Annotated in this window: 17 protein-coding genes; 4 read left to right on the forward strand and 13 right to left on the reverse strand. The window is 70.3% G+C overall.

Going from position 1 to position 26323, the window contains the following annotated elements:
- Positions 1 to 217: 217 nt before the first annotated feature.
- Genes CSC62_RS07115 through CSC62_RS07125 form a run of 3 tightly spaced genes read right to left on the reverse strand, consistent with a single transcriptional unit; the run spans position 218 to position 5260 of the window.
- Complete coding sequence (locus CSC62_RS07115) at positions 218 to 3361, reverse strand: multidrug efflux RND transporter permease subunit (protein WP_162405476.1); 3144 nt, start codon at positions 3359 to 3361, stop codon at positions 218 to 220.
- 12 nt (positions 3362 to 3373) lie between these two features.
- Positions 3374 to 4597: an efflux RND transporter periplasmic adaptor subunit gene (locus tag CSC62_RS07120; protein WP_162405477.1), complete on the reverse strand. Its 1224-nt coding sequence runs from the start codon at positions 4595 to 4597 to the stop codon at positions 3374 to 3376.
- A gap of 33 nt (positions 4598 to 4630) precedes the next feature.
- A complete protein-coding gene (locus CSC62_RS07125) occupies positions 4631 to 5260 on the reverse strand; it encodes a TetR/AcrR family transcriptional regulator (RefSeq protein WP_162405478.1) in 630 nt (209 codons plus the stop codon).
- A gap of 137 nt (positions 5261 to 5397) precedes the next feature.
- On the opposite strand from CSC62_RS07125, the gene CSC62_RS07130 reads away from it, so the two are divergent.
- The 4 genes from CSC62_RS07130 to CSC62_RS07145 all read left to right on the forward strand — a co-directional run bounded on the left by CSC62_RS07130 (position 5398) and on the right by CSC62_RS07145 (position 12884).
- A complete protein-coding gene (locus tag CSC62_RS07130; protein WP_162405479.1) occupies positions 5398 to 10446 on the forward strand; it encodes an NAD-glutamate dehydrogenase in 5049 nt (1682 codons plus the stop codon).
- Between the two features lie 111 nt (positions 10447 to 10557).
- Positions 10558 to 11328 (forward strand): NAD kinase, encoded by a 771-nt coding sequence (locus tag CSC62_RS07135; protein WP_162405480.1) that lies wholly within the window; start codon positions 10558 to 10560, stop codon positions 11326 to 11328.
- A 160-nt stretch (positions 11329 to 11488) separates the two neighbouring features.
- Positions 11489 to 11914: a hypothetical protein gene (locus tag CSC62_RS07140; RefSeq protein ID WP_246194262.1), complete on the forward strand. Its 426-nt coding sequence runs from the start codon at positions 11489 to 11491 to the stop codon at positions 11912 to 11914.
- Positions 11915 to 11957: 43 nt separating this feature from the next.
- Complete coding sequence (locus CSC62_RS07145; RefSeq protein ID WP_162405482.1) at positions 11958 to 12884, forward strand: 5'-nucleotidase; 927 nt, start codon at positions 11958 to 11960, stop codon at positions 12882 to 12884.
- 75 nt (positions 12885 to 12959) lie between these two features.
- Here the strand turns inward: CSC62_RS07145 and CSC62_RS07150 are convergent, their stop codons facing one another.
- The 10 genes from CSC62_RS07150 to CSC62_RS07195 all read right to left on the reverse strand — a co-directional run.
- Positions 12960 to 14027 carry a protein-glutamate methylesterase/protein-glutamine glutaminase gene (locus tag CSC62_RS07150; RefSeq protein WP_162405483.1) on the reverse strand — a complete coding sequence of 356 codons (1068 nt, stop codon included), beginning with the start codon at positions 14025 to 14027 and terminating at the stop codon, positions 12960 to 12962.
- Positions 14027 to 14623: a chemoreceptor glutamine deamidase CheD gene (gene cheD, locus CSC62_RS07155; RefSeq protein WP_162405484.1), complete on the reverse strand. Its 597-nt coding sequence runs from the start codon at positions 14621 to 14623 to the stop codon at positions 14027 to 14029. The genes CSC62_RS07150 and cheD overlap by 1 nt, the downstream gene beginning before the upstream one ends.
- A complete protein-coding gene (locus CSC62_RS07160; protein WP_162405485.1) occupies positions 14620 to 15489 on the reverse strand; it encodes a CheR family methyltransferase in 870 nt (289 codons plus the stop codon). Before CSC62_RS07160 ends, cheD begins: the two co-directional genes overlap by 4 nt.
- A 206-nt stretch (positions 15490 to 15695) precedes the next feature.
- The gene (locus CSC62_RS07165; RefSeq protein ID WP_162405486.1) at positions 15696 to 18077 is read right to left on the reverse strand and encodes a methyl-accepting chemotaxis protein; all 2382 of its coding nucleotides are present in this window, start codon (positions 18075 to 18077) and stop codon (positions 15696 to 15698) included.
- 68 nt (positions 18078 to 18145) lie between these two features.
- Positions 18146 to 18529 (reverse strand): hypothetical protein, encoded by a 384-nt coding sequence (locus CSC62_RS07170; RefSeq protein WP_162405487.1) that lies wholly within the window; start codon positions 18527 to 18529, stop codon positions 18146 to 18148.
- 117 nt (positions 18530 to 18646) lie between these two features.
- Complete coding sequence (locus CSC62_RS07175; RefSeq protein WP_162405488.1) at positions 18647 to 19123, reverse strand: chemotaxis protein CheW; 477 nt, start codon at positions 19121 to 19123, stop codon at positions 18647 to 18649.
- A gap of 105 nt (positions 19124 to 19228) precedes the next feature.
- Positions 19229 to 20002 carry a flagellar brake protein gene (locus CSC62_RS07180; RefSeq protein ID WP_162405489.1) on the reverse strand — a complete coding sequence of 258 codons (774 nt, stop codon included), beginning with the start codon at positions 20000 to 20002 and terminating at the stop codon, positions 19229 to 19231.
- A gap of 108 nt (positions 20003 to 20110) precedes the next feature.
- Entirely contained in the window at positions 20111 to 22255 is a 2145-nt protein-coding gene (locus tag CSC62_RS07185; protein WP_162405490.1) for a methyl-accepting chemotaxis protein, read from the reverse strand.
- A 183-nt stretch (positions 22256 to 22438) separates the two neighbouring features.
- A complete protein-coding gene (locus CSC62_RS07190; RefSeq protein ID WP_162405491.1) occupies positions 22439 to 24700 on the reverse strand; it encodes a methyl-accepting chemotaxis protein in 2262 nt (753 codons plus the stop codon).
- Positions 24701 to 24985: 285 nt separating this feature from the next.
- Positions 24986 to 26323 (reverse strand): chemotaxis protein CheA (locus tag CSC62_RS07195; protein ID WP_246194264.1); only part of this gene is annotated, 1338 nt, incomplete at its 5' end.

The following is a 26323-nucleotide window of genomic DNA, read 5'->3' on the forward strand; positions in this document are numbered from 1 at the left end:
GGCGGCCGATGACCGTGAAGCGGTGCGGTGTGATGCCTGCTGACGGGAAGTAAAGGAGGAGGCTGCGGCCGCAGGCCGCAGCCGGGGGACATGAGCGGCAGCAGGCATCGTGCCGCACCGCCGCGACCCAACCTCCCGCCTTTCCAGTCGGGTGGAGAACCAAAGAAAAGCCCCGGCCTTGCGGCCGGGGCTTTCGCGTCCATGACGGAGGAACCGGTCAGCGCAGCGCGTTGCCGCCTTCGCGTTCCTGCTTCTCCAGCCACTCCTTCGACGGCTCGTCCAGGCGGTCGCCGAGCATGCGCCGGACCACGATGAAGAACACCGGGATCAGCAACAGGCCGAGGAAGGTGGCGAACACCATGCCGCCGATCACGCCGGTGCCGATCGCATGCCGCGCATTGGCGCCGGCGCCGGTGGAGATGGCCATCGGCACCACGCCCATGATGAACGCGAACGAGGTCATCAGGATCGGGCGGAAGCGCAGGCGCGCGGCCTCGATGGTCGCTTCGCGCAGGGTCTTGCCGGCCAGGCGTTGCTCGACCGCGAACTCCACGATCAGGATCGCATTCTTGGCCGCAAGACCAATGATCGTGATCAGGCCGATCTTGAAGAAGATGTCGTTGGGCAGGCCGCGGGCCAGGCTGAACAGCAGCGCGCCGAGCACGCCCAGCGGCACCACCAGCAGCACCGCCACCGGGATCGACCAGCTCTCGTACAGCGCCGCCAGGCACAGGAACACGACCACGATCGACAGCACCAGCAGCAGGGTGGCGGTGTTGCCGGCCAGGATCTCCTGGTAGGACATGCCCGACCAGTCGTAGCCGAAGCCGGCCGGCAGGTCGTTCTCGACGATGTCCTCCATGGTCGCCATCGCCTGGCCCGAGCTGCTGCCCGGCGCCGGCGAGCCGACGATGTTCACCGCCGCGTAGCCGTTGTAGCGGTTCAGCGAGGGCGCGCTGGTCTTCCAGTCGGCCTGGACCACGCTGGTCAGCGGGATCATGCCGCCATCGGCATTGGGCGTGTAGTAGCTGCCCAGCGACTCGGCGCCGAGCCGGTACGGTGCGTCGGCGCGCAGGTTCACGCGCTTGATCCGGCCCTCGTAGAAGAAGTCGTTGGCGTACACCGGCGCCAGCATCAGGCTGATGGCATTGTAGATGTCGCTGACCTCCAGCCCCATCGACTGCGCCTGGATGCGGTCCACGTGCAGCTGCAGCTGCGGCGCGTCCTCCAGGCCGTTGGGGCGCACGCCGGTCAGGGTCGGGGTCTGCGCGGCCTTGCCCAGCAGCATGTTGCGCGCCTGGGTGAGGGCGGCCTGGCCCTGGCCGGTGCGGTCCTGCAGCCACATGTCGAAGCCGCCGAACTGGCCCAGGCCCTGCACGGTGGGCAGGTTGACCACGAAGATGGTGGCCTCCTTGATCCCGAACAGGGTGCCGTTGGCCTGCTGGATGAACTCCGGCGCGGTCAGGTCGCGCTCGTCCCAGGGCTTGAGCTTGATGAAGGCCATGCCCACGTTCTCGCCGGAGCCGACGAAGCTGAAGCCGGCCACCTGCAGCATGCTCTGGAAGCCGTCGATCTGCTCCAGGCGGCCGCGCATTTCGGCGAACACGCCCTGGGTCCGCTGCAGGCTCGCGCCCGGCGGCAACTGCACGATCGCCATCGCGTAGCCCTGGTCCTCCTCGGGCAGGAAGCTGCCGGGCATGCGGGTGAACAGGAAGCCGCACAGGATCGTCAGCACCGCGAACAGGACCATCCAGCGCGGGGCGTGCCTGACCGCGCTGCCGATGTGGCCGACGTAGGTCTCGCTGATCCGGTCGTAGTACTTGTTGAAGGTGCGGAACACCACGTTGGAGTTGGCGTGGTGGCTGGGCTTGAGGAAGGTCGCGCACAGCGCCGGGGTGAAGCCCAGGGCCAGGAAGGCCGAGAACGCCATGGCAATAGCAATAGTCAGCGCGAACTGCTTGTAGATCTCGCCGGCCGCGCCGCCCTGCAGGGCGCTGGGGATGAACACCGCCGCCAGCACCACCGTGATCGCCACCACCGCGCCGGTGATCTGGCCCATGGCCTTGATCGTCGCCTCGCGCGGCGACAGGCCTTCCTCGGTCATGATCCGCTCGACGTTCTCGATCACCACGATCGCGTCGTCGACCACGATGCCGATCGACAGCACCAGCGCGAACAGGGTCAGCTGGTTGATGGTGAAGCCAATGATCGACAGGCCGAGGAAGGTGCCCAGCAAAGCCACCGGGATGACCAGGGTGGGGATGATGGTGGCGCGGATGTTCTGCAGGAAGATCAGCATCACCAGGAACACCAGCACCACCGCCTCGACCAAGGTCTTGACCACTTCCTCGATCGAGATCTTCACGAACGTGGTGCTGTCGTACGGCGAGATCCAGCTCACGCCCTGCGGGAAGGTGGCCTGCAGCTCGTCCATCTTCGCGCGCACGGCCTCGGCCACGTTCAGGGCGTTGGCGCCCGGCAGCAGCTGGACCGCGAAGGCCCCCATCGGCTTGCCGTTGAACTGGGTGTCGAAGCCGTAGGAGCCGGGGCCGAAGCCGACCCGGGCCACGTCCTTCAGGCGCACGGTGGTGCCGTCGGCGTCGGCGCGCAGGATGATGTTCTCGAACTCGCCGGGGGTGGTGAAACGGCCCTCGGCCGAGACCGTGGCGGTGAAGGCCTGGCCTTCCGGCGCCGGGTCGGCGCCGACCGCGCCGGCGGCGAACTGCACGTTCTGTGCGCGCACCGCGGCCAGCACCTGGGTCGCCGACAGGCCGTAGCCCTGCAGCTTCTCCGGGTTGAGCCAGATGTTCATCGCGTACTCGGCGCCGAACTGCTGGATGCTGCCCACGCCGGGGATGCGCGAGACCTGGTCGATCACCCGCGAGCCGTTGAGGTCGTTGAGCGCGTTGCGGTCCACCGACGGGTTTTCGGAGACCAGGCCCACCACCATCAGGAAGCCGGCGTTGGCCTTGGCCACCACCACGCCCTGCTGGGTCACCTCGGTGGGCAGGCGCGGGGTGGCCAGCGAGACCTTGTTCTGCACCTGGACCTGGGCGATGTCCGGGTCGGTGCCGGTCTCGAAGGTCAGGGTGATGCTGGCGCGGCCGTTGGAGCTGGAGGAGGAGTTGAAGTACAGCAGGTGGTCGATGCCGGTCAGCTGCTGCTCGATCACCTGGGTGACCGCCTTCTCCACGGTGTCGGCGCTGGCGCCGGGATAGCTGGCGCTGACCGTGACCTGCGGCGGGGCGATGTTGGGGTAGGACTCCACGCCCAGGCCGAGGATCGAGATCACGCCGGACAGCGAGATCAGGATCGCCACGACCCAGGCGAAGACCGGGTGGTTGATGAAGAACTTGGGCATGGGTCTGCGTCCTTACTCGGCCGGCTTCTCGGCGGCGTCCTTGGCCGGTGCGGGCGCTTCGGCCTGCTTGGCCGGCGCCGGCGCGGTGCCCGGGGCGGCGGGCTGGCCGGCCGTCGCGGCGGCCGCCTCCGGCTGCCAGGGCTTGGCCTGGGCCGGCGCGCCTTCCTTGACCTTCTGCACGCCCGACACGATCACCTGGTCGCCCGCGGCCAGGCCGGCGGTGACCAGCCACTGGCCGTCGGCGGCGCTGGCGGCGGTGATGTTCTTCCGGGCCACGTTGCCGTCGCCGCCGACCACGTACACGTAGGCGCCGTTGGCGTCGCGCAGCACCGCCGCCTGCGGCACCAGGAACACGCCGCTCTGCTGGCCGAGGTTGGCCTTCAGGGTGACGAAGCTGCCGGGCAGCAGCGCATGCTCCGGGTTGGGGATGACCGCGCGCAGCGAAACCGCGCCGGTGGCCGGGTCGACGGTGGTGTCGGAGAAGTCCAGGGTGCCCTCCTGGGCGTGGGCCTGGCCGCCCGGCAGCAGCACCTGCACGGTCGACTTGCCGGTGCCCGACAGCTCGACGTTGCCGGCGCCGCGCAACTGCTCAAGCTCGGTGGAGCTGATCGAGAAATTGGCGTACAGCGGGTCGAGCTGGTCGACCGTGGTCAGCAGGGTGGCCTCGCCTTGGCCGACCAGCGCGCCCTCGGTGACCTGCTGCTTGCCGGCGCGGCCGGCGATCGGCGCGGTGACCCGGGCATAGCCGAGGTCGATCTCGGCGTTGCGCACGCTGGCGCGCGCGGCCTGGGCGGCGGCGGCGGCGCTGCGCTCGGTGGCCACGGCGTTGTCCAGGTCGTTCTGCGAGACGAACTTCTGCGGCGCCAGCTGGCGCGCGCGTTCGGCGGCGGTGCGGGCGTTGGCGTAGGTGGCCTCGGCCTGGGCGAGCTGGGCCTTGGCCACGCCGAGCGAGGCCTGCAGGGGCGCCGGGTCGATCTCGAACAGGACCTGGCCTTCCTTGACGTCGCTGCCTTCCTGGTAGGTGCGCTTGAGCAGCACCCCCGGCACCCGGGCGCGCACGTCGGCACTGCGGTAGGGCGACAGGCGGCCGACCAGGTCGCGCTGCAGGGGCAGGGTCTGCGGCTGGACCTGGACCACGCCCACTTCGGGCGGCGGCGGGGTGGCGGCCTGTTCCTGCTTGCAGGCGGCCAGGGCCAGCAGGCTGCAGGCCAGGAGCAGGGGGCGGTAGATGGTCATCGGGAAGGCTCCGGGGACGAGGTGGTTACTGTGTCAGGAACGGGAGACAGGCGGCGCGAAGGCGCGCAGGAAACTGTCGATGGCGAAGGCCGCCCAGCGCGAACGCTCGGCCGGGTCGGCGCGGTGCGGGGCCAGGTGGCGCTGGCGGTCGAAATCCAGGCCCACGATCATGCCCAGCAGCAGTTCGGCGGCGAAGTGAGGATCGTCATGCCGGAGCAGGCCGCGGCGCATGGCCTGCTGCAGCCACGTCGCCAGGCGCGACTCCAGGGTGCCGACATAGGCCTGGTAGAGGGTGGCGACTTCCTCCGGGAACTGGCCGGCCTGGGCGGTGACCAGGCGGGCGGTGCCGATGGTCTCCGGCTCGGCGAGGTGCGCCAGGTGTTCCTCGGCGAAGGCCAGCAGGGCGCGGGGCAGGGTGGCGGCGGTGGGGACCGGCGGCAGGTGGGTGGTGGCCATGCCTTCGTGGGTGACCTGGGCGAACAGCTCCTTCTTGGACCCATAGCGGGCGTAAAGGGTCTGTTTCGAACAACCGACACGCGCTGCCACCGCCTCCATGCTGATGTTGACCCCGCGTTCGGCCACCAGGGCGCGCACCGCATCGCACACCAGCTGGTGGCGGGCGTCGTCAGCCTGGCGGGGGGCGGCGGGACTGGGGCTGGGCACGGGCGGCTCCTGTGGAAACTGGACTATACCGTCCAGTTCATTAAATTGAAAGCACGGTTTTTGACACGCTGCAGCACGGCAAAGTCGGTTGCCGTGGATACAATCCGTGCACCACTCCAGCGGGGCGCATCGCCACCATGACTTCCAGGAAACCGGCGGCCAAGGCCGTCAAACCGGGCAAATCCTCCAGCACGGGCAGCAAGGTCGCGGGGGCCACGAAGGCCGCGGGCAAGGCTTCCCGCGCGCGCGCGGCGGCTGCGGACGAGGCCCAGGGCGGTTTCAGCCTGGAGCCGGTGTTCGCCGCCTCGCGCAAGCGGGTGCCGGCGGCCGCGCAGGCCGAGCTGCGCGAATTCCTGGCGGCGTTCTACCGGCGCCTGGCCGAGGACGAGTATCCGCAGCACGCGCCCGAGGTCTGGGCGGCGATCGGCGCGGACATGCTCGAGTTCGCGCGCAGGCGCAAGCCGGGTACCGCCAGCGTGAGGGTGTTCAACCCGGGGCTGAAGGCCAACGGCTGGGAATCGCCGTACACCGTCCTGCAGATCGTCAACGACGACATGCCGTTCCTGGTCGACTCGGTGAGCATGGCCCTGGCCGAGATGGGCGTGGGCGTGCACGTGCTCGGCCATCCGCTGGTGCGGATCGAGCGCGACAAGGCCGGCAGGCTGGTGCGGGTCGGCGAGGGCAAGGCCGAGTCGCTGATGGCGCTGGAGATCGACCGCCAGCCGGTCGAGGCGATGGCCGCGATCGAGCAGCGCATCGCCGCGGTGCTGGCCGAGGTGCGCGCGGTGGTCTCGGACTGGGGCCTGATGCGCGAGCGCATGCAGGTGCTGGCCGACGACCTGGCGACCCGGCGGATGCCGGTGGACGACACCGGCCGGCGCGAAGCCCAGGAGTTCCTGCGCTGGGCGGCCAACGACCACTTCATCCTGTTCGGCTACCGCGAGTACCGGGTGGTCAAGCAGGGCGGCGAGGAGGTGCTGGCGCCGGTGGACGGTTCCGGCCTGGGCCTGATGCGGGGCAAGGACAAGGCCGCGCCGCGGCCGGTGCGGACCCTGGCCGCACATGGCCTAAACGCCTCCGGTGTCGGCGAGCCGCTGATCCTGACCAAGACCAACGCCCGTTCGCGCCTGCACCGCAAGGGCTACATGGACTACGTCGGCGTGCTCGAGTTCGACGCCGCCGGCCGCATCACCGGCGAGCAGCGTTTCCTCGGCCTGTACACCTCCAGTGCCTACAACCGCCGGCCGTGGGAGATCCCTTTGGTGCGCGAGCGCCACGAGCACGTGATGCGCAGCTCCGGCCTGGCCCCCAACAGCCACAGCGGCAAGGCCCTGCGCCACATCCTGGAAACGCTGCCGCGCGAGGAGCTGTTCCAGTCCAGCCAGGACGAGCTGTTCCGCACTGCCACCGGCGTGCTCGGCCTGCAGGAGCGGGTGCGCAGCCGGCTGTTCCTGCGCCGCGACCGCTACGGCCGCTTCTTCTCCGCCCTGGTCTATATCCCGCGCGAGCGCTTCAACACCGACGTGCGCCTGCGGATCGAGGCCCTGCTCAAGGACGCCCTGCGCGGCGAGCACGTCGATTCCAGCGTGGTCCTAGGCGAATCCCCGTTGGCCCAGCTGCACCTGATCGTGCGGCCCAAGGCCGGCGAAGTGGTGGACGTGGACACCGCCGAACTGGAAGGCCGCCTGGCCCACCTGCTGCGCAACTGGCAGGACGACCTGCGCGAGCTGCTGATCGCCCGCCACGGCGAGGCCGCCGGCCTGCGCCTGGCCAGCGGCTACGGCCGCGCCCTGCCGGCCGGCTACATCGAGGACGTCTCCCCGGAGCTGGCGGCCAACGACGTCGAGCAGCTGGCCGCGCTGGCCGGTCCGGAGGACCTGCGCCTGAGCCTGCAGGCGGTGCCGCGCGAGGGCACCTCCGGCCTGCGCCTGAAGCTGTACCGCCAGCACGACGACATTCCCTTGTCGGACGTTTTGCCGCTGATGGAGAACATGGGCCTGCGGGTGATCTCCGAGCACCCGTACCGGCTGCAGGCCAGCCTGCCCGGCGGCGGCAGCCAGCCGATCTACATCCAGGACTTCGAGGTCGAGCGGGTCGCCGCCGGGGGCGAGGTCGCCGACCTGGCGCCGGCGTTCGAGCAGGCCTTCGCCGCGATCTGGTCCGGCCAGGCCGAGAACGACGGTTTCAACCGCCTGGTCCTGGCCGCCGGCCTGGAATGGCGCCAGGTGGCCCTGCTGCGCGGTTACTGGAAGTACCTGTTGCAGACCGGGGTGCCGTTCTCGCAGGGCGCGGTCGAGCAGACCCTGGCCCGCTACCCGCTGCTGGCGCGGCTGCTGGTGGAACTGTTCGAGGCCCGCTTCCGCCCGGCCGCCGGGCGCGAGGGCGCGGCCCAGGTGCGCGAGGCCCAGCACCGCCTGGCCGCGCAGCTGCGGGTCCTGGCCGGCGGCGACGAGGCCACGGTCAAGATCCTGCAGGAGGTGGTCGATGCCCGCGGCGGCGACCGCGCCGCGCAGGGCAGGGCGGTGCAGGACGCGCTGCTCAAGCTGCTGGACCGGGTCGACAGCCTGGACGACGACCGCATCCTGCACGGCTTCATCGACGTGATCGGCGCGACCCTGCGCACCAGCTATTTCCAGGCCGGCGCCGACGGCCGCCACGCGCAGACCATCAGCTTCAAGTTCGACCCGGCCCAGGTGCCGGAGCTGCCCAAGCCGCGCCCGTACCGCGAGATCTTCGTCTACGGCCCGCGGGTGGAGGGCGTGCACCTGCGCTTCGGCCCGGTGGCGCGCGGCGGCCTGCGCTGGTCGGACCGGCGCGAGGACTTCCGCACCGAGGTCCTGGGCCTGGTCAAGGCGCAGATGGTCAAGAACACGGTGATCGTGCCGGTCGGCGCCAAGGGCGGCTTCTTCGTCAAGCAGCCGCCGGCCTCGGGCGAGCGCGACGCGGTGCTGGCCGAGGGCATCGCCTGCTACAAGCTGTTCATCCAGGGCCTGCTGGACATCACCGACAACATCGTCGACGGCGCGATCGTGCCGCCGCGCGACGTGGTCCGCCACGACCAGGACGACCCGTACCTGGTGGTGGCCGCCGACAAGGGCACGGCCACCTTCTCCGACATCGCCAACGGCCTGGCGATCGCCCACGGTTTCTGGCTGGGCGACGCGTTCGCCTCCGGCGGTTCGGTCGGCTACGACCACAAGGGCATGGGCATCACCGCCCGCGGCGCCTGGGAATCGGTCAAGCGCCACTTCCGCGCCCTGGGCCGCGACAGCCAGGGCGAAGACTTCACCTGCGTGGGCATCGGCGACATGTCCGGCGACGTGTTCGGCAACGGCATGCTGCTGTCCAGGCACATCCGCCTGGTCGCCGCGTTCGACCACCGCCACATCTTCCTCGACCCGGATCCGGACGCGGCGCGTTCCTTCGCCGAGCGCGAGCGCCTGTTCAAGCTGCCGCGTTCCAGCTGGGCCGACTACGACGCCAGGCTCATCAGCAAGGGCGGCGGCGTGTACCCGCGCAGCGCCAAGGCGATCGAGATCGGCCCGCAGGTGCGCGCGGCGCTGGGCCTGGAGGAGGGCGTGAAGTCGCTGTCGCCGGCCGAGCTGATGAAGGCCATCCTCAAGGCACCCGTGGACCTGCTCTGGAACGGCGGCATCGGCACCTACGTCAAGGCCGCCGGCGAGCAGAACGCGGACGTCGGCGACCGCGCCAACAACGCCATCCGGGTGGACGGCGGCCAGCTGCGCTGCCGGATCGTGGGCGAGGGCGGCAACCTGGGCATGACCCAGCTGGGCCGGATCGAGGCCGCGCACGCCGGCGTCCTGCTCAACACCGACTTCATCGACAACTCCGCCGGCGTGGACACCTCCGACCACGAGGTGAACATCAAGATCCTGCTCAACGGCGAGGTCCAGTCCGGCGCGCTGACCACCCCGGCGCGCAACAAGCTGCTGGCCTCGATGACCGACGAGGTCGCGCGCCTGGTGCTGCTGGACAACTACCGCCAGAACCAGGCGATCAGCCTGATGGAGCGGATGAGCGTCAAGCGCCTGGGTTCCAAGCAGCACTTCATCCGCACCCTGGAGGCGCAGGGCCTGCTCGACCGCCAGATCGAGTTCCTGCCCTCGGACGCGGAGCTGTCGGCGCGCAAGGCGCGCGGCCAGGGCATGACCCGGCCGGAGCTGGCGGTGCTGCTCTCCTATTCCAAGCTGGTGGCCTTCCAGCAGCTGCTGGATTCGGACATCCCGGAGGATCCGTACCTGTCGCGCGAGCTGCAGCGCTACTTCCCCGAGCCTCTGCAGAAGAAGTACGCGGCGGGCATGGACAGGCACCGCCTCAAGCGCGAGATCATCGCCACCGCGGTGACCAACGCCACCATTAACCGGATGGGCGCGACCTTCCTCTTGCGGATGCAGGAGGACACCGGCCGCAGTCCGGCCGAGGTGGCCAAGGCCTACACCATAAGCCGCGAGACCCTGGACGCGCGGATGCTGTGGAGCCAGATCGACGACCTCGACGGCAAGCTGCCGGAGGCGGCGCAGATCGACGCCCTGCAGGTGATCTGGAACGTGCAGCGCTCGTTCGTGCGCTGGCTGCTCAACCGCCCCGGGCCGATGCCGGGCATCACCGAGGCGGTGGAGCGCTACCGCGAGCCGTTCAACGACATCCGCTCGGCCTCGGGGGTGCTGGCGCAGTCGCAGAGGCCGGCCTACGAGGCGGCCCTGCAGGAGTGGAAGGACAAGGGCATGCCGGCGGCGCTGGCCCAGCAGCTGGCCGAGCTGCCGTACCTGGAGCCGGCGTTCGACATCATCGAGCTTGCGCGCGCGCGCAAGCTCAAGCCGGTGGACGTGTCGCGGGTGCACTTCCGCCTGGGCGACGCGCTGGGCCTGCCGTGGCTGTTCGAGCAGATCGACGCGCTGGCGGTGGACGGGCGCTGGCACGCGGTCGCGCGCGGGGTGATGCGCGACGAACTGGCGGCGCACCAAAGGACGCTGGCGGGCCAGGCGCTGACCCGGCCCGGCGCCAGCGCCGACGCCAAGGTCCAGGCCTGGCTGCAGCGCGACGACGCGGCCCTGCGCTTCACCCTGGGCATGCTGGGCGAGCTGTCGGCGCAGAAGACCCTGGACTATCCGACCCTGTCGGTGGCGGTGCAGAAGCTGGGCCAGCTGGCCGCGCACGGCGGCTGACCCCGGGTGCGATCCGGACGCCGGCGGGCATCGCCGGCGTCCGCGGCGACGGCGCCCGGCCCGGGCGGGTATCCTCATGCGCGCACCGACCGCGTGCGCATGGAGAACCTGATGAGCCTCAGCCCCCGCATCGCCTTCCTCGCCAGCACCGCCGACAACGCCCAGCAGGCGCTGGCCGGCCTGGTGGCGCGGCATGGCCAGTGCCCGCCGGAGGAGGCCGACGTGATCTGCGCCCTCGGCGGCGACGGCCTGATGCTGCAGACCCTGCATCGCCACGGCGGCCTGGGCAAGCCGGTGTACGGGATGAAGCTGGGTACCGTCGGTTTCCTGATGAACCATTTCCACGAGGACGACCTGCTCGCGCGCATCGCCGCGGCCGAGCCGGCCAAGCTGCGCCCGCTGGAGATGCTGGCCCAGACCGAGTCCGGCTCCAGCGTCGGCTCGCTGGCGTACAACGAGGTCTCGCTGCTGCGCCAGACCCGCCAGGCCGCGCACATCCGCATCGATCTCAACGGCCAGACCCGGCTGGACGAGCTGATCTGCGACGGAGTGATGGTGTCCACGCCGGCCGGCAGCACCGCCTACAACTTCTCCGCGCACGGGCCGATCCTGCCGCTGGGCTCGCACACCATCGCCCTGACCCCGATCGCCGCGTTCCGCCCGCGGCGCTGGCGCGGCGCGATCCTCAAGGCCGACACCGAGATCCGCTTCGAGGTGCTCGATCCGTACAAGCGCCCGGTCAGCGTCACCGCCGACTCGCACGAGACCCGCGACGTGGTCGAGGTGGTGATCCGCGAGTCGGCCGACCGCACCGTCACCCTGCTTTTCGATCCCGAGCACAACCTCGAGGAACGTATCCTCAGCGAGCAATTCGTGGTATGACGGGTTTGCGCCGCTTCCGGCGGCGCGCGCGGCGAACGACGGAACCGGAACCGCCGCGGACAATTCGAAAAGGCTTCAACTCAATGGGGGGGGTCCCGTGAAGTTGTGGTGTCTTGTCCTGCTTTGCGCCCTGCCGGCGCAGCAGGCGGCGGCAGCGTGTGTGTTCACCAGCAATCTTTCGCCGTTCCGCGCATCGGCGACCACACTGGTCGACGACCAGGCCTTGCCGGCGCCGGAGGTGGAAAGCGTCGATGTCACCCGCGGCACCGGGGGTGGCGCCAGTTGCGACCAGATGGGCTTCGTCTCGGTGAAGCTGCGCTGGCCGCGCGGCAGCGACTACGACCTGGACGAGGTCGGGTTCGAATACCGGGTGGTGCAGGGCCAGGCGCCCGAGGGGCTGCTTCCGGCCGGGCTGGTCTCGGCTCCGGCCAGCGGCCGCAAGGCCGAGCACCTGTTCACCTGGGACGACGTCCTGCCGGGCCGGCAGCAGGCGATGCACCTGCAACTGGAGGTGCGTGCGGTGACGCCGGACAGCCGGCGCGGGCCGCCGGCGATGCTGCGGGTGGACGCCGCGCCGGGCAGCTGAGCACGGTCGCAGCGGGCGCGACGGCGGGTGCGATAATCGCGCCATGCCTTCGCCTGCGCGCCCCCTCGACGACAACGCTCCGCGACTGCTCACGGTCGCGGTGACCTCCCGCGCCCTGTTCGACCTGGAGGAGAGCCACGCGTTGTACGAGCGCGAGGGCCTGCAGGCCTACTCGGACTACCAGCGCGACCTGGAGGACCAGGTGCTGGAGCCCGGCGTGGCCTTCCCGGTGGTGCGCAAGCTGCTGGCGCTCAACCAGCGCCTGCCCGAGGACGTGCCGCGGGTGGAGGTGATCCTGCTGTCGCGCAACTCGGCCGACACCGGCCTGCGGATCTTCAACTCGATCCAGCATCACGACCTGGGCATCGTCCGCGCGGTGTTCACCGCCGGCGAGCCGACCTGGCCGTACGTGGCCCCGTTCGGCACCGACCTGTTCCTGTCGGCCAATCCCGATTCGGTGCGGCGCTCGCTCCAGCACGGGGTGGCCGCGGCCACCATCCTGCCGGCGCGCGCGGTCAATGCACCGCGCGACCAGCTGCGGATCGCGTTCGACGGCGATGCGGTGATCTTCGGCGACGAGAGCGAGCGGATCTCGCGCGAGCAGGGGGTGGAGGCGTTCGGCCTGCACGAACGGCAGAGGGCGCGCGAGCCCCTGTCGGGCGGTCCGTTCCGTGGTTTCCTGTCGGCCCTGCACGAGCTGCAGGCGGTGTTCCCGCCGGGCGAGAACGCGCCACTGCGCACGGCCCTGGTCACCGCGCGCTCGGCGCCGGCCCACGAGCGGGTGATCCGCACCCTGCGCGAGTGGGGCGTGCGCCTGGACGAGGCGCTGTTCCTCGGCGGCCGGGCCAAGGGCCCGTTCCTGGCCGCGTTCGGCGCCGACATCTTCTTCGACGATTCGGCCCACAACATCGACAGCGCCCGTTTGCACGTGGCCGCCGGGCATGTGCCGCACGGAGTGGCCAACCCGTAGGTCGATCCGGGCGGCTACCCCCTTCCTGCGGCAAGGCGCTGGGTCCCGGCGTGCGCCGGGACGACGGGGTGGCGTTCAGGCCGCGACGCGGGCGCCGGAGAGTTCGAGCAGGCGCCCGGCGATCCGGTCGAGCGGCAGCATCTCCTGCGCCGCGCCCAGCTTCCAGGCCGCGCCGGGCATGCCCCAGACCACGCTGGTGGCCTCGTCCTGGACCAGGGTCGCCGCCCCGGCCTGGCGCAGCTCCAGCAGGCCGCGGGCGCCGTCGTCGCCCATTCCGGTGAGGATCGCTGCCACCGCATTGGCGCCGGCGTTCTGCGCCACCGAGCGGAACAGCACGTCCACCGCCGGACGGTGGCGGTTGACCGGCGGGCCGTCGTCGATCCGGCAGCGCCAGCGGGCGCCGTCGCGGATGATCCGCAGGTGGCGGTCGCCGGGCGGCAGGTAGGCGTGCCCGGGCAGGACCTGCTCGCCGTCGCCGGCCTCGCGCACCAGCATCTGCGAGTGCCGGTCCAGGCGCTCGACGAAGGCGCGGCTGAAGCCGCCGGGGATATGCTGGGTCAGGACGATCGCCGGCGCGTCCGGCGGCATCTGCTCCAGGACCACGCGGATCGCCTCGGTGCCGCCGGCGGAGGCGCCGATCGCGATCAGCCGGTCGGTGGTGCGGAAGCGCGAGGCCACGGTCGCCTTCGGCGCGTCGGCCAGCGGTTCGAGCCTTTGCGCCGGCCGGGCCAGGGCCTGCGGCCGCGCCCGGGCAGCGCCCTTGACCTTGGCCACGATCTCCGCCGCGTATTCCTCCAGCCCCTGGGCCACGCCCAGCTTGGGCTTGGTGACGAAATCCACCGCGCCCAGCGCCAGCGCCTGCAGGGTGATGTCGGCGCCGCGCTCGGTCAGCGAGGACACCATCACCACCGGCATCGGCCGCAGGCGCATGATGTTCTCGAGGAAGGCCAGGCCGTCCATGCGCGGCATCTCGACGTCCAGGGTCAGCACGTCGGGGTTGAGGCGCTTGATCTTCTCGCGCGCCAGCAGGGGGGCGGCGGCGGTGCCGACCACCTCGATTTCCGGGTCGCGGTCCAGCAGCTCGGTCAGGATCTGCCGCACCACCGCCGAATCGTCGACCACCAGGACCTTGATCTTGGCCATTAGAACAGCTCCACGCCGCCGCTGACCGGGGTGCGCGACAGGCGGGCGCGGGCGGCCGATTCGGCGGCGGCGACCTCGGCCTCGTGCGCGTGCGGCAGGCGGTTGACCATCACCTTGCCGGTCTGCGGGAAGAAGAACACCTTGCGCGGGTGGATCCCGCGCAGGTCCTCGGCCACCACCGGGATCTTCTCCGCGTCCAGGTAGGCCAGCACGAACTCGGCGTTGCGGGTGCCCACCGGGTTGGAGGTGAAGCCCTTGAGCACGTTGGCGCCGCCGAACACCTTGGCCTCCAGGCGCTTGCGGCTGGCGCCGCGCTTGAGCAGTTCGTTGATCAGCACTTCCATGGCGTAGCTGCCATAGCGCGCGGGGGCGCCGTCGCCGGTGTTGCCGTCCGGCAGCAGGAAGTGGTTCATCCCGCCCATCTGCAGCAGGGGGTCGCGGATGCAGGCGGCCACGCACGAGCCCAGCGTGGTCACCAGGGCGGTGCCGTCGTCGACCACCAGGTACTGGGTGGGCAGCAGCTTGGCGGCAGGGACCTTGAACTGCGGGTCGCGGTAGCGCATGACCTCGTCGGCCCTGACGGCGACCGTGCTCATGCGCGCACCGCCGCGCCCTGGCGGCGATACAGGGTCCGGCCGCAGGGCTGGATCAGGTCGGCGGCGTGCAGGTAGTTCTCCGAGTGGCCGGTGTAGAGCAGGCTGCCGGCGTCCATGTGCGCGACCAGCCGCGACAGGATGTCGCGCTGGGTCGGCTTGTCGAAGTAGATCATCACGTTGCGGCAGAACAGCGCGGCGAAGGTGCCGCCGACGTCGTAGCGCGGCGCCAGCAGGTTGAGCGGGCGGAACTCGATCAGCGCCTGCAGGGCGGGATTGACCCGGCAGCGACCCTCGTTGGGGCCGGTCCCGCGCTGGAAGTAGCGGCGGCGGGTGGCGTCGTCCAGGCTGGCGATCCGCTCCACCGGATAGACCCCGCGCTGGGCGGTGGCCAGCACCTGGGTGTCGATGTCGGTGGCTACGATCCTCACCGGCGGAGTGAGGCTGCCGAAGGCTTCGCAGGCGGTGATCGCCATCGAATACGGCTCCTCGCCGGTGGAGGCGGCGCACGACCACAGCCGGATCGTGCCCTGGCCGCTGCCGATCTCGCGCAACTGGCTGTGCAGGCGCTCGAAATGGTGCGGCTCGCGGAAGAAGGCGGTGAGGTTGGTGGTCAGGGCGTTGGTGAACGACTGCCACTCGTCGCCGTCGGGGTCGGCTTCGAGCCGGTCCAGGTACTGGCCGAAGTCGTTCATGCCCAGGGCGCGCAGGCGCCGCGACAGGCGGCCGTAGACCATGTCGCGCTTTCCGGCGGCCAGGGCGATGCCGGCGCGCGCATGGATCATCTGGCAGACGCGGCGGAAATCGCGGTCGCTGAAATCGAACTCGCGGGTGTCCCCGGGAGGGTGCGGCAGGTGCGTGGCGCTCATCTCGGATCCGTGAGGGCTGCTGGGCGACGGGGCCGCGGCAGGTCCCGTCGCTTGGATATCGGCGCGGGCGATCCGAAATTGATGGGCCGCGGCAGGAGGACGACGGACGGTCGCGGCGCTGGCGGGCCGGCGGCGTGGCTTGGACGCGAGGAAAAAAAAAGCCCCGGCGGGTGCCGGGGCCTGAAGTGGAGCTTCTGGAGATCGCCTCAGAACTCGGCCCAATCGGCCTCGTTGATGATGGTGGCGGTGTTGCCGGCCGCCGCGGCGCGCGGCGTGGCGGCGCGGGCCGCGGGCTTGCGTGCCGGGAACGGTGCCGCCGGCGCCGGCGCCGGATCGGCGGCCGGCGCATTGGCCGCCGCGGTGCCGCCCTCGATCCGGAACACGGCGATGGCCTGGGCCAGGCTGCTGGCCTGCTCCTCCATCGAGCGGGCGGCGGCGGTGGCCTCCTCGACCAGGGCCGCGTTCTGCTGGGTGGTCTCGTCCATCTGCACGATGGTCTGGTTGACCTGCTCGATGCCGGCGGCCTGCTCCTGCGAGGCGGCGCTGATCTCGGCCATGATGTCGGTGACCCTTTGCACCGAGGCCACGATCTCGCCCATGGTCTTGCCGGCCTGGTCGGCCAGCTGGGCGCCGTTGGCGACCTTGCTGGTGGAATCCTCGATCAGGGTCTTGATCTCCTTGGCCGCGGTGGCGCTGCGCTGGGCCAGGCTGCGCACCTCGGTGGCGACCACGGCGAAGCCGCGGCCCTGCTCACCGGCGCGGGCCGCCTCCACCGCGGCGTTGAGCGCCAGGATGTTGGTCTGGAAGGCGATGCCGTCGATGACCGAGATGATGTCGGCGATCTTGCGCGAGGAAGCCTGGATGTCGGCCATGGTGGTGACCACCTGGCCGACGACCTGGCCGCCCTGGGAGGCGACCGAGGCCGCGCCCACGGCCAGCTGGTTGGCCTGGCGGGCATGGTCGGCGTTCTGCTTGACGGTGGAGGTCAGCTCCTCCATCGAGGCGGCGGTTTCTTCCAGGTTGGCGGCCTGCTGCTCGGTACGGCGCGACAGGTCGTTGTTGCCCGAGGCGATCTCGGTGGCGCCGGTATTGATCGAGGCCGAGGCCTGCTGGATGCGGCCGACGATCGAGGTCAGCTGGGCGGCGGTGGCGTTGGCGTCGTCGCGCATCTGGGCGAACACGCCGCGGAAGTCGCCTTCCATGCGCGTGGTCAGGTCGCCCTGGGACAGCGCGGTCAGCAGGCGCGAGACCTCCGACAGGCTGATCGCGTTGGCGTCCAGCAGGCCGTTGAGCTGGACCGCCAGCTGCAGCAGGAAGCCCTGCTTGCCGTCGGTGTCGATCCGGCCGGACAGGTCGCCGGCGGCCGCGGCCTCGACCACGCGCGCCACTTCCTGCTCGACGTGGACCTCGGTGGTGCGGTCGCGCCATTCGTACACGGTGCCCACGTTCTCGCCGGCCTCGTTGCGGATGAGCGAGATGTTCTGCGCGAACACCGCGTTGCCGTACTGCATCTCGCGCTGGGCGCGGCCGTCCTTCTCCAGCCGGGATACGAAGTCGGTCGCGACCTTGCCGCCGTGCTCGAGCACGGACACCGGCTGGCCGACCAGCGGCCGCGCCGGGTCGATGCCGGGCAAGGCGGCGACGATCTGGTCGGTGTAGGACTCCAGCATGCCGCGCAGGGCCGGATTGGTATAGACCACGTCCATCGCATCGTCGGTGATGATCATGCCGATCGAAGAGCTGTCCAGCGCGGTGCGCACGCGCAGGTTCTCGCTGGCGATCTTCTGGTCGCGCTCGGTGCGCTCGCGCAGGTCGTGCTGCATGCGCTGCATGGACTTGAGCAGGTCGCCGATCTCGTCGCCTCGGGAGGTGTCGATCCGGCTGTCCAGCTTGCCGCCGGCCACGTCGTTGGCCACGCCCACGGCCTCGCGCATGGCGCCGGTCAGGTTGCGGGCCAGGAACCAGGCGATCGCCAGGCCGCCGCCGATGCCGGCCAGCAGCATCACCACGGTCAGGGTGACCGATGCGGCCTGCGCGCGCTCGGCATCGCTCTTGGCCTCGCTGGCCTGGCGGTTGCCTTCCTTGATCAGGGCCAGGGTGGCCTCGCTGGCCTTGGAGTGCAGCTCATGGGTCTCGCCGAGGAAGGTGTCGATGGCGTCGTCCGGCAGTTCCAGGTCGATCATCTCGTTGACCGAATCGTAGGACGCCTTGGCCGCGGCCCAGGAGGTCTTGAACTCCTCGAACAGCTTGCGCTCCTGCGCGGTGCTGATCAGCTTCTCGTAGGTGCCGATGGTCTTTTCGATCTGCGCGGCGGTGGAAGCGCTGCGCTGCCGCGCGTCCTGCTTGACCGTCTCGCTGGCGCGCATCAGGCCGCGGTAGGACGCGGTGCGGAACTCGCCCAGGAGGGCGCGCAGTTCGCCTGCGGTGGACACCGTGTCCAGGGTATTGCCGGCGATGTGGTCGGTGGCCCGGCCCAGCGAGGAAAGCCCGAAGAAGGCTCCGGCGCCCTGGGCGAGCATGAGGACGAGCACCACGCCGAAAGCCAGCATGAGCTTGGGCGTGAGCTTGAGGTTCTTCAGCCAGTGCATGGAACGGTATCCCCCTGTACTTCAGAGACGAGGCGGCCCGGGCGCGCAAGGCGCCCGGGCCATCGCGATTACTTGATGGTGGCCAGCTTGATGTTCGACGGCGAGGTCACCGCGATCTCGGCGCGGCTGGCGTCGCGGGTGATCGTGCCGATCACGCAGACGTCGCGGCCTTCCAGCTCCTCGGGGGTCGGCTTGAACTTGCCGCGCTGGTCGCCGGGGATGCGGGCCGAGAAGGTGTGGCGCGGAAAGGCGCCGCCCATGTACAGGAAGGTCGGCGTGCCTTCGGCGTTCTCGGCATAGCGGGTCTTCTCGACCTTGCCGCAGACCATGCCGTCCTTGCCGACGAAGCGGACGGCCTGTTCGGCCGGGATCGCGTCGGCGGCCAGGGCGGCCATCGGGGCGGCCGCCAGCACGGCGGCAGCGAGGATGAGGGGACGGAAGGACGGCTTCATGGGTGGCTCCAGTAGGCAAGTGGGGGCGGTCGGGTCTCTGGGACTGGACCCTGTACCGGCCCTATCGGCACGCGGCGGCGGGACTTTATCGGGGTCGGGTGGAAACCGTGACGTCGGTCACGCGGCTTCGAGCGCGGCGTCGGCGCCCAGGTCGGCGCTGTCGAGCAGGGTCTCGATGTCCAGCAGGATCAGCATCCGCTCGTCCAGGGTGCCGATGCCGGAGATGAAACGGGTATCGACCGCCGCGCCGAATTCCGGGGTCGGACGGATCTGTTCCTGCGACAGCGGGATCACGTCGGAGACGCTGTCCACGACGATCCCGACCACCCGGTCCTCGACGTTGAGCACGATCATCACCGTGAAGCTGTCGTAGCGGGCCTCGCGCAGGCGCAGCTTCAGCCGCAGGTCGATCACCGGGACGATGGTGCCGCGCAGGTTGATCACGCCCTTGATGTACTCGGGAGCGTCGGGCACCCGGGTCACCGCGTCGTAGCCGCGGATCTCCTGGACCTTGAGGATGTCGACGCCGTAGTGCTCGTCGCCGAGGGTGAAGGTGAGGAATTCGCCGGTGGACTGGGCCGGGGTGCTGCTCATGGGTGCGCTCCTGCAGGGCGGGGCCGCGCCCTGGGCGCGGATCGGTTCCTGAGGGAGATCGGCCGTGGCGGCCGCAACTTTAGCGGCGCGACGGACGGGCGGCGGTCAGATCGCCCGGCGCTCGCGGGCGTTGCGCTGGCGCTCGACCCGGAAGATGTACTGCAGGATCTGCTTCTCCGCGTACGCGGACAGGTCGACGAAGCGGCAGCCGGCGCGCAGGGTGGCGCCTGCCAGCGGTTCCTGGCGGGAGAGGTGGCAGACCTCCAGCTGCACCGGCAGGGGATCGCCTTCCGGCAGGCACAGCTGGCAGCCGGCGAGGATCTCGCGGGCGCGGAAGCGCGGCTCGTCCGGCTCGCGCACCGACAGCGCCAGGCCGCCGCCGCTCAGGTCCAGGACCCGGGCCTGCAAGGGCGGGTCGTCGGCGCGCAGCGCGGGCACCTGCACGGTGACCACCGGCCCGGGCACCAGGGGCAGCCGGTACAGCTCGCGCCTCTGCAGCTTGAGCACGGATTCGGGCAAGGGCGCGACGAAGGCGACCCTGCCCTCGTGTTCGACCCGGGTCAGGCCGCGCAGGCGGAACTGTATCCGGATCCGGTCCAGCTGGGAGACGCAGGTCAGGTGGTGGGCCCCGGCGATCCGCTGGTTGACCGCTTCCTGGTGGTTGCCGTCGATCAGGACCGTGCCTTCCTCGCCGTCCAGCTCGACGTCCAGCAGCGCGGTCGGGCAGGGCAGACCACCGGGCATCACGTGGGCGCTGATCAGCGCCCGGTGCTCGATCAGGGACTGCAGAACCCGAGCGATCTCGCGAGGGTCATGCAGCAGATAGCGCGCATCCTCGAGATCCTGCGGTTCGGCGAGGGTTTCATCGGCAGCCGACATCGGGTGGGGCAGATCGCGTGGGAAGGGCGGTGGATATCCTAGCGGCTGGAGACGGTAAAAGTTGACCGCATGCCCCATCCACGCGCGGATGGGGCAGGCCCGTCGCGATCACGCCACCCGTGGAAGCGGCAGCGGGCCGCCGTCGTCCAGCCGGAACACGGCGATGGCCTGGGCCAGGCTGCTGGCCTGCTCCTCCATCGAACGGGCCGCGGCGGTAGCTTCCTCGACCAGGGCCGCGTTCTGCTGGGTGGTCTCGTCCATCTGCACGATGGTCTGGTTGACCTGCTCGATGCCCGCGGCCTGCTCCTGCGAGGCGGCGCTGATCTCGGCCATGATGTCGGTCACTCGTTGCACCGAAGCCACCAGCTCGCCCATGGTCTTGCCGGCCTGCTCGGCCAGGGCCGAGCCGTCGGCGACCTTGCTGGTGGAATCCTCGATCAGGGTCTTGATCTCCTTGGCCGCGGTGGCGCTGCGCTGGGCCAGGCTGCGCACCTCGGTGGCGACCACCGCGAAGCCACGGCCCTGCTCGCCGGCGCGGGCCGCCTCCACCGCGGCGTTGAGCGCCAGGATGTTGGTCTGGAAGGCGATGCCGTCGATCACCGAGATGATGTCGGCGATCTTGCGCGAGGAGGCCTGGATGTCGGCCATGGTGGTGACCACCTGGCCGACGACCTGGCCGCCCTGGGAGGCGACGGAGGCGGCACCGACGGCCAGCTGGTTGGCCTGGCGGGCATGGTCGGCGTTCTGCTTGACGGTGGAGGTCAGCTCCTCCATCGAGGCGGCGGTCTCTTCCAGGTTGGCGGCCTGCTGCTCGGTACGGCGCGACAGGTCGTTGTTGCCCGAGGCGATCTCGGTGGCGGCGGTATTGATCGAGCCGGAGGCCTGCTGGATCCCGGAGACGATCGAGGTCAGCTGGGCCACGGTGGCATTGGCGTCGTCGCGCATGCGGGCGAACACGCCGTGGAAGTCGCCTTCCATGCGCGCGGTCAGGTCGCCGGCGGCGATGGCCCTGAGCAGGGTGGAGACCTGGTCCAGGTTGCCGTCGGTGGTCTCCATCAGCCGGTTCAGGCCGGCGACCATGGCCTGGAAGTCGTGCTGGTAGCGCGATTCGTCGCCGCGCTGGGTGAAGTCACCGCTCGCCGCCGCCTGCGACAGGCGCTTGATCTCGGCGTTGATCGCGCCGAGGTTGCGCTTGACCGCAGCCATGGTCTCGGAGAGTACGGCCTTCTCGCCCGGATACTGCTCCAGGTCGCGGGACAGGTCGCCGATCGCGTACTGGCCCATCACGTCCACCAGGTGCAGCTTGACGTCGACATGGGCGCCGACCAGGGCATTGGTGTCGCGGACCATCTGGCCGAAATCGCCGGGGAAACGCGATTCGTCCATGCGGAAGCTGATGGCGCCTTCGTCGTGGCGTTCCGCCATCTCGCGCTGGGCGGCCATGACCGCGCGCAGCTGCTGCTGCATGTGGTCGGTGGCCTTGAGCATCTGTCCCACTTCGTCGCGGCCGTGCTCGCCGGTGCGCACGCCCAGGTCGCCGTTGGAGACGCCCTTGATCGCCGCCAGGGCGCGGCCGACCGAATCGAGCACGGTGCTGCCGATCAGCCAGCCGATCGCCAGGTTCAGCAGGACCAGCAGGCCGCCGGCCACGGTCATGATCGCGGTGAACTGCAGGGCCTGGCCCTGGGTGTCGTCCATGTACACGCCGGTCCCGATCACCCAGCCCCAGGGCTGGTACAGGGCGGCGAAGGAGGTCTTGCGCACCGGATCCTTCTCGCCGGCCTTGGCCCAGGTGTAGTCGACGAAATCGCCGCCGGACTGGGCCGCCTTCACGAAGGCCGGGAAGATCGACTTGCCGTCGGGGCTGAGCACGTCGGCCACCGGCTTGCCGGCCAGGTCCGGGCGGGTGGGGTGCATCAGCATCCGCGGTTCCTCGTCGGTGACGAAGAAGTAGTCCACGCCCTTGCTGGCCTGCATCACCTTGAGGGCGGCCAGCGCCTCGGCCTTGGCGGTATCCAGGTCCATTTCGCCGGCCTCGGCGCGGGCGGCATAGCCCTCGATCACGCCGATGGCCATCTCGGTCTGCGCGCGCAGGCCCTGCTGGCGGGTCTTGTTGAGGTCCACGTACTGCATGCGCGCGGCAAGTACCGCCAGGGCGACGATGCCGACGGCGACGAAGGCCGTCTGCAGCAGGAACTTGCGCTTCATCGGCAGGTTGGACAGCAGCCGGCGCGGCGCGCTGATCAGGCTCATGGGCGTTCCAGGAGGAATACGGTTCCGTCTGGTATCGGCCTGGAGCGCGGCCGCCTTGAACGCCTTGCGACGGACGGTGGCGGTCTTCCGTCACAGATCGGAGGGCTGTTTCCTCCGGAAACGGTTACCGGCCGAACCCCGCGACCCCGGCGTGGAACCGGCGTCGCGGGGGAGGGCGAAGCCTCAGAATTCGGCCCAGTCCGAATCGTTGAGCGCGTTGTTGCCGACCACTCGCGGCGTGCTGCCGCGCGGTGCCGGCCGGGCCGGTGCCGCGGCGGCCGGCGTCGGCGTGGCCGCTGCCGGCGCGACTGCAGGCCGGGACACGGGGGCCAGCGATGCGGGACCGCCCTCGATCCGGAACACGGCGATGGCCTGGGCCAGGCTGCTGGCCTGCTCCTCCATCGAGCGGGCCGCGGCGGTGGCCTCCTCGACCAGCGCCGCGTTCTGCTGGGTGGTCTCGTCCATCTGCACGATGGTCTGGTTGACCTGCTCGATGCCGACGGCCTGCTCCTGCGAGGCGGCGCTGATCTCGGCCATGATGTCGGTCACCCGCTGCACCGAGGCCACCAGCTCGCCCATGGTCTTGCCGGCCTGCTCGGCCAGGGCCGAGCCGTCGGCGACCTTGCCGGTGGAGTCCTCGATCAGGGTCTTGATCTCCTTGGCCGCCGTGGCGCTGCGCTGGGCCAGGCTGCGCACCTCGGTGGCGACCACCGCGAAGCCGCGGCCCTGCTCGCCGGCGCGGGCCGCCTCCACCGCGGCGTTGAGCGCCAGGATGTTGGTCTGGAAGGCGATGCCGTCGATGACCGAGATGATGTCGGCGATCTTGCGCGAGGAGGCCTGGATGTCGGCCATGGTGGTGACCACCTGGCCCACGACCTGGCCGCCCTGGGAGGCAACCGAGGCGGCACCGACGGCCAGCTGGTTGGCCTGACGGGCATGGTCGGCGTTCTGCTTGACGGTGGAAGTCAGCTCCTCCATCGAGGCGGCGGTCTCTTCCAGGTTGGCGGCCTGCTGCTCGGTGCGGCGCGACAGGTCGTTGTTGCCCGAGGCGATCTCGGTGGCGGCGGTGTTGATCGAGCCGGAGGCCTGCTGGATGCCGGAGACGATGGAGGTCAGCTGGGCGACGGTGGCGTTGGCGTCGTCGCGCATGCGGGCGAACACGCCGTGGAAATCGCCCTGCATGCGCGCGGTCAGGTCGCCGGCGGCGATGGCCTTGAGCAGGGTGGAGACCTGGTCCAGGTTGCCGTCGGTGGTCTCCATCAGCCGGTTCAGGCCGGCGACCATGGCCTGGAAGTCGTGCTGGTAGCGCGATTCGTCGCCGCGCTGGGCGAAATCGCCGCTCGCCGCCGCCTGCGACAGGCGCCTGATCTCGCCGTTGATGGCCGACAGGTTCTGCTTACAGGTGTCCATCGCCTCGGTGATGACGGCCTTCTCGCCCGGCAGCTGTTCCATGTCGATGGACAGGTCGCCGACGGCATAGTGGCGCATCACCTCGACCGCGCGCATCTTGACCCCGATGTGCTGCGCGACCAGGGCGTTGCTCTCGCGCGCCATGCGCCCGAACTCGCCGGGGAAGCGGCTGTCGTCGATCCGGAAGCTGATCGTGCCCTCGTCGAGGCGGACGGCCATCTCGGTCAATGCGGCGATCATCGCCTTGACCTGGTCCTGCATCACCCGCATCGACTCGAGCAGCTTGCCCGACTCGTCGCGGCTCTCCACGGTGATCACGTTGTCCAGCCTGCCCTGGGCGATGTCGCCGGCCACCCGGGTGGCCTTCTGCAGGGGCCGAGAGATGGTCAGGGCGATGCGCCAGCCGAGCAGGCCGGCCAGCACGACCAGCGCGCCCATGCCGATCCAGATCGCGGCCACGGTGCGGCGGTGCGCGGTCTCGGCGCTCGCCACCTGCTGGTCCAGGCCCTTCACGTTGAAGGCGATCAGTTCCTTGAGCGCGCCGGCGAACTCGCGCCGCGCGGCCCGCGATCCGGTTTCCGAGGCTTCGGTGGCGGCGACGAAGTCGTCCACCGCGATCGCCTCGGCGATCTTGTCGTGGGCGCTGAAGTAGTCGGCGCGGGCGGTCTTGACCTTCTCGTAGAGGGCCAGCTCATCGGGGCCGGACTCGGCCTCGATCGCGTTGTACTCGGCCTCGGCGGCCTCGATCTTGGCGCGGGTGTCGGCGATGCGCTTGGTGTAGTCGTCGAGCTCTTCCTGGTTGCCCTGGCGGCCGAGCTGGGCGAGCTCGTAGGTGCGGTACTCGTTGAGCAGCGACAGCATCTCGCCCAGGTGGACGACGGCCGGCATCCAGTTGCTGTTGGTCTCGCGGATCTGGTCGTTGGCCGTACCCAGGCGGGTCAGCGCGAACAGGCCCAGGGCCACGGTCATGGCCGTGGTCACGGTGAAGGCCAGGGCGAGTTTCCGTGCGATCGGGAGGTTGAGAAACCAGTTCATGGCATAGCCTCGAAGGTCGGAGAGGCCCGCGGCCGATGAGGGAAGACCGGCCACGGGCGCGGGGTTGCGTCCGTGCACGCGGTTTAACGGCGTCTGCGTCGGCGACTTGACGGCAACCTGACATCGCTCCGTCATCTGGCCGACGGACGGTTGCCGACGGCGGCGTATGGGGCGAAGCCCCGGTTGCTGCGCGCCAACGGATGGAACGGCGATCGCCGTCCTGGAAACGAAAACCCCGGCCGGAGCCGGGGTTTTCGGGGCAATCCTTGCGGCGGTCCGCCGGGCTTATGCCGCCTGCGGCAGCTGCAGCAGACGGGCGAGGCCGCCGACGTCCACGATCAGCGCCACCCGGCCGTCGCCGAGGATGGTGGCGCCGGAGATGCCCGGCACGCGCCGGTAGTTCTTCTCCAGGTTCTTGACCACCACCTGCTGCTGGCCGACCAGTTCCTCGACCTCCAGGGCCAGCTTCTGGCCGTCGCCCTCGACCACCACCACCAGCGACTCGCGGCCTTCGTGGCGGTAGCCGTAGTGGCCGGACAGCGACAGCATCGGCAGGTATTCGCCGCGCACGCGCAGCACCCGGCCGTCGCCGGCCACGGTGCGGATGTCCTCGGCCTGCGGCTGCAGGGCCTCGAGCACGTGGCTCAGCGGCAGGATCAGGATCTCGCCGCCGGTGGACACGACCATGCCGTCGAGGATGGCCAGGGTCAGCGGCAGGCGGATCACCACCCGGGTGCCGCGGCCTTCGCTGCTTTCCAGCTGGACTTCGCCGCCCAGGGCCTGGATGTTGCGGCGGACCACGTCCATGCCCACGCCGCGGCCGGACAGGTCGGTGACCTGGTCGGCGGTGGAGAAGCCGGGCTGGAAGATCAGGTCCCAGACCTGCGAGTCGGTCGGGTTGTCGGGGATCGACAGGCCGCGCTCGGCGGCCTTGGCCAGGATCTTGCCGCGGTTCAGGCCGCGGCCGTCGTCGGCGACCTCGATCACGATGTGCCCGCCCTGGTGCGAGGCGGCCAGGGTGATGGTGCCGGTCTCGTCCTTGCCCGCGGCCTTGCGCGCGTCGGGCATCTCCAGGCCGTGGTCGATCGAGTTGCGGACCAGGTGCACCAGCGGATCGGCGATCTTCTCGATCAGGCCCTTGTCCAGTTCGGTGCCTTCGCCCACGGTGCGCAGGCGCACCTGCTTGCCCAGGCGCGCGGACAGGTCGCGGACCAGGCGCGGGAAGCGCCGGAACACCGCGTCCACCGGCAGCATGCGCACGCCGATCACCGCTTCCTGCAGGTCGCGGGTGTTGCGCTCCAGCAGCTCCAGGCCGGCGAACAGGCGCTCGGCCTGGGCCGGGTCCATGCCGCCGCTGACCTGCTTGAGCATGGCCTGGGTGATGACCAGCTCGCCGACCAGGTTGATCAGCGCATCGCCCTTGTCGCCGCTGACGCGGATGGAGCTTTCGGCTCCGCCCGCCGGTGCGTTGGCGGCGGCCGGCTGGGCATTGCCGGCCGGGGCGGAGGCGGGGGCCTGTATCTTTTTCACATCTGGCGCTGACGACGAATAGTGAGGGGGTGGATCTGCTGGGGTGAGTGCGATGCATCCAAGAAGTAAGGGTAGAGAGAGTAGTAAGGACAA

It is taken from the genome of Pseudoxanthomonas jiangsuensis (assembly GCF_010093185.1).
Lineage (GTDB): Bacteria > Pseudomonadota > Gammaproteobacteria > Xanthomonadales > Xanthomonadaceae > Pseudoxanthomonas > Pseudoxanthomonas jiangsuensis.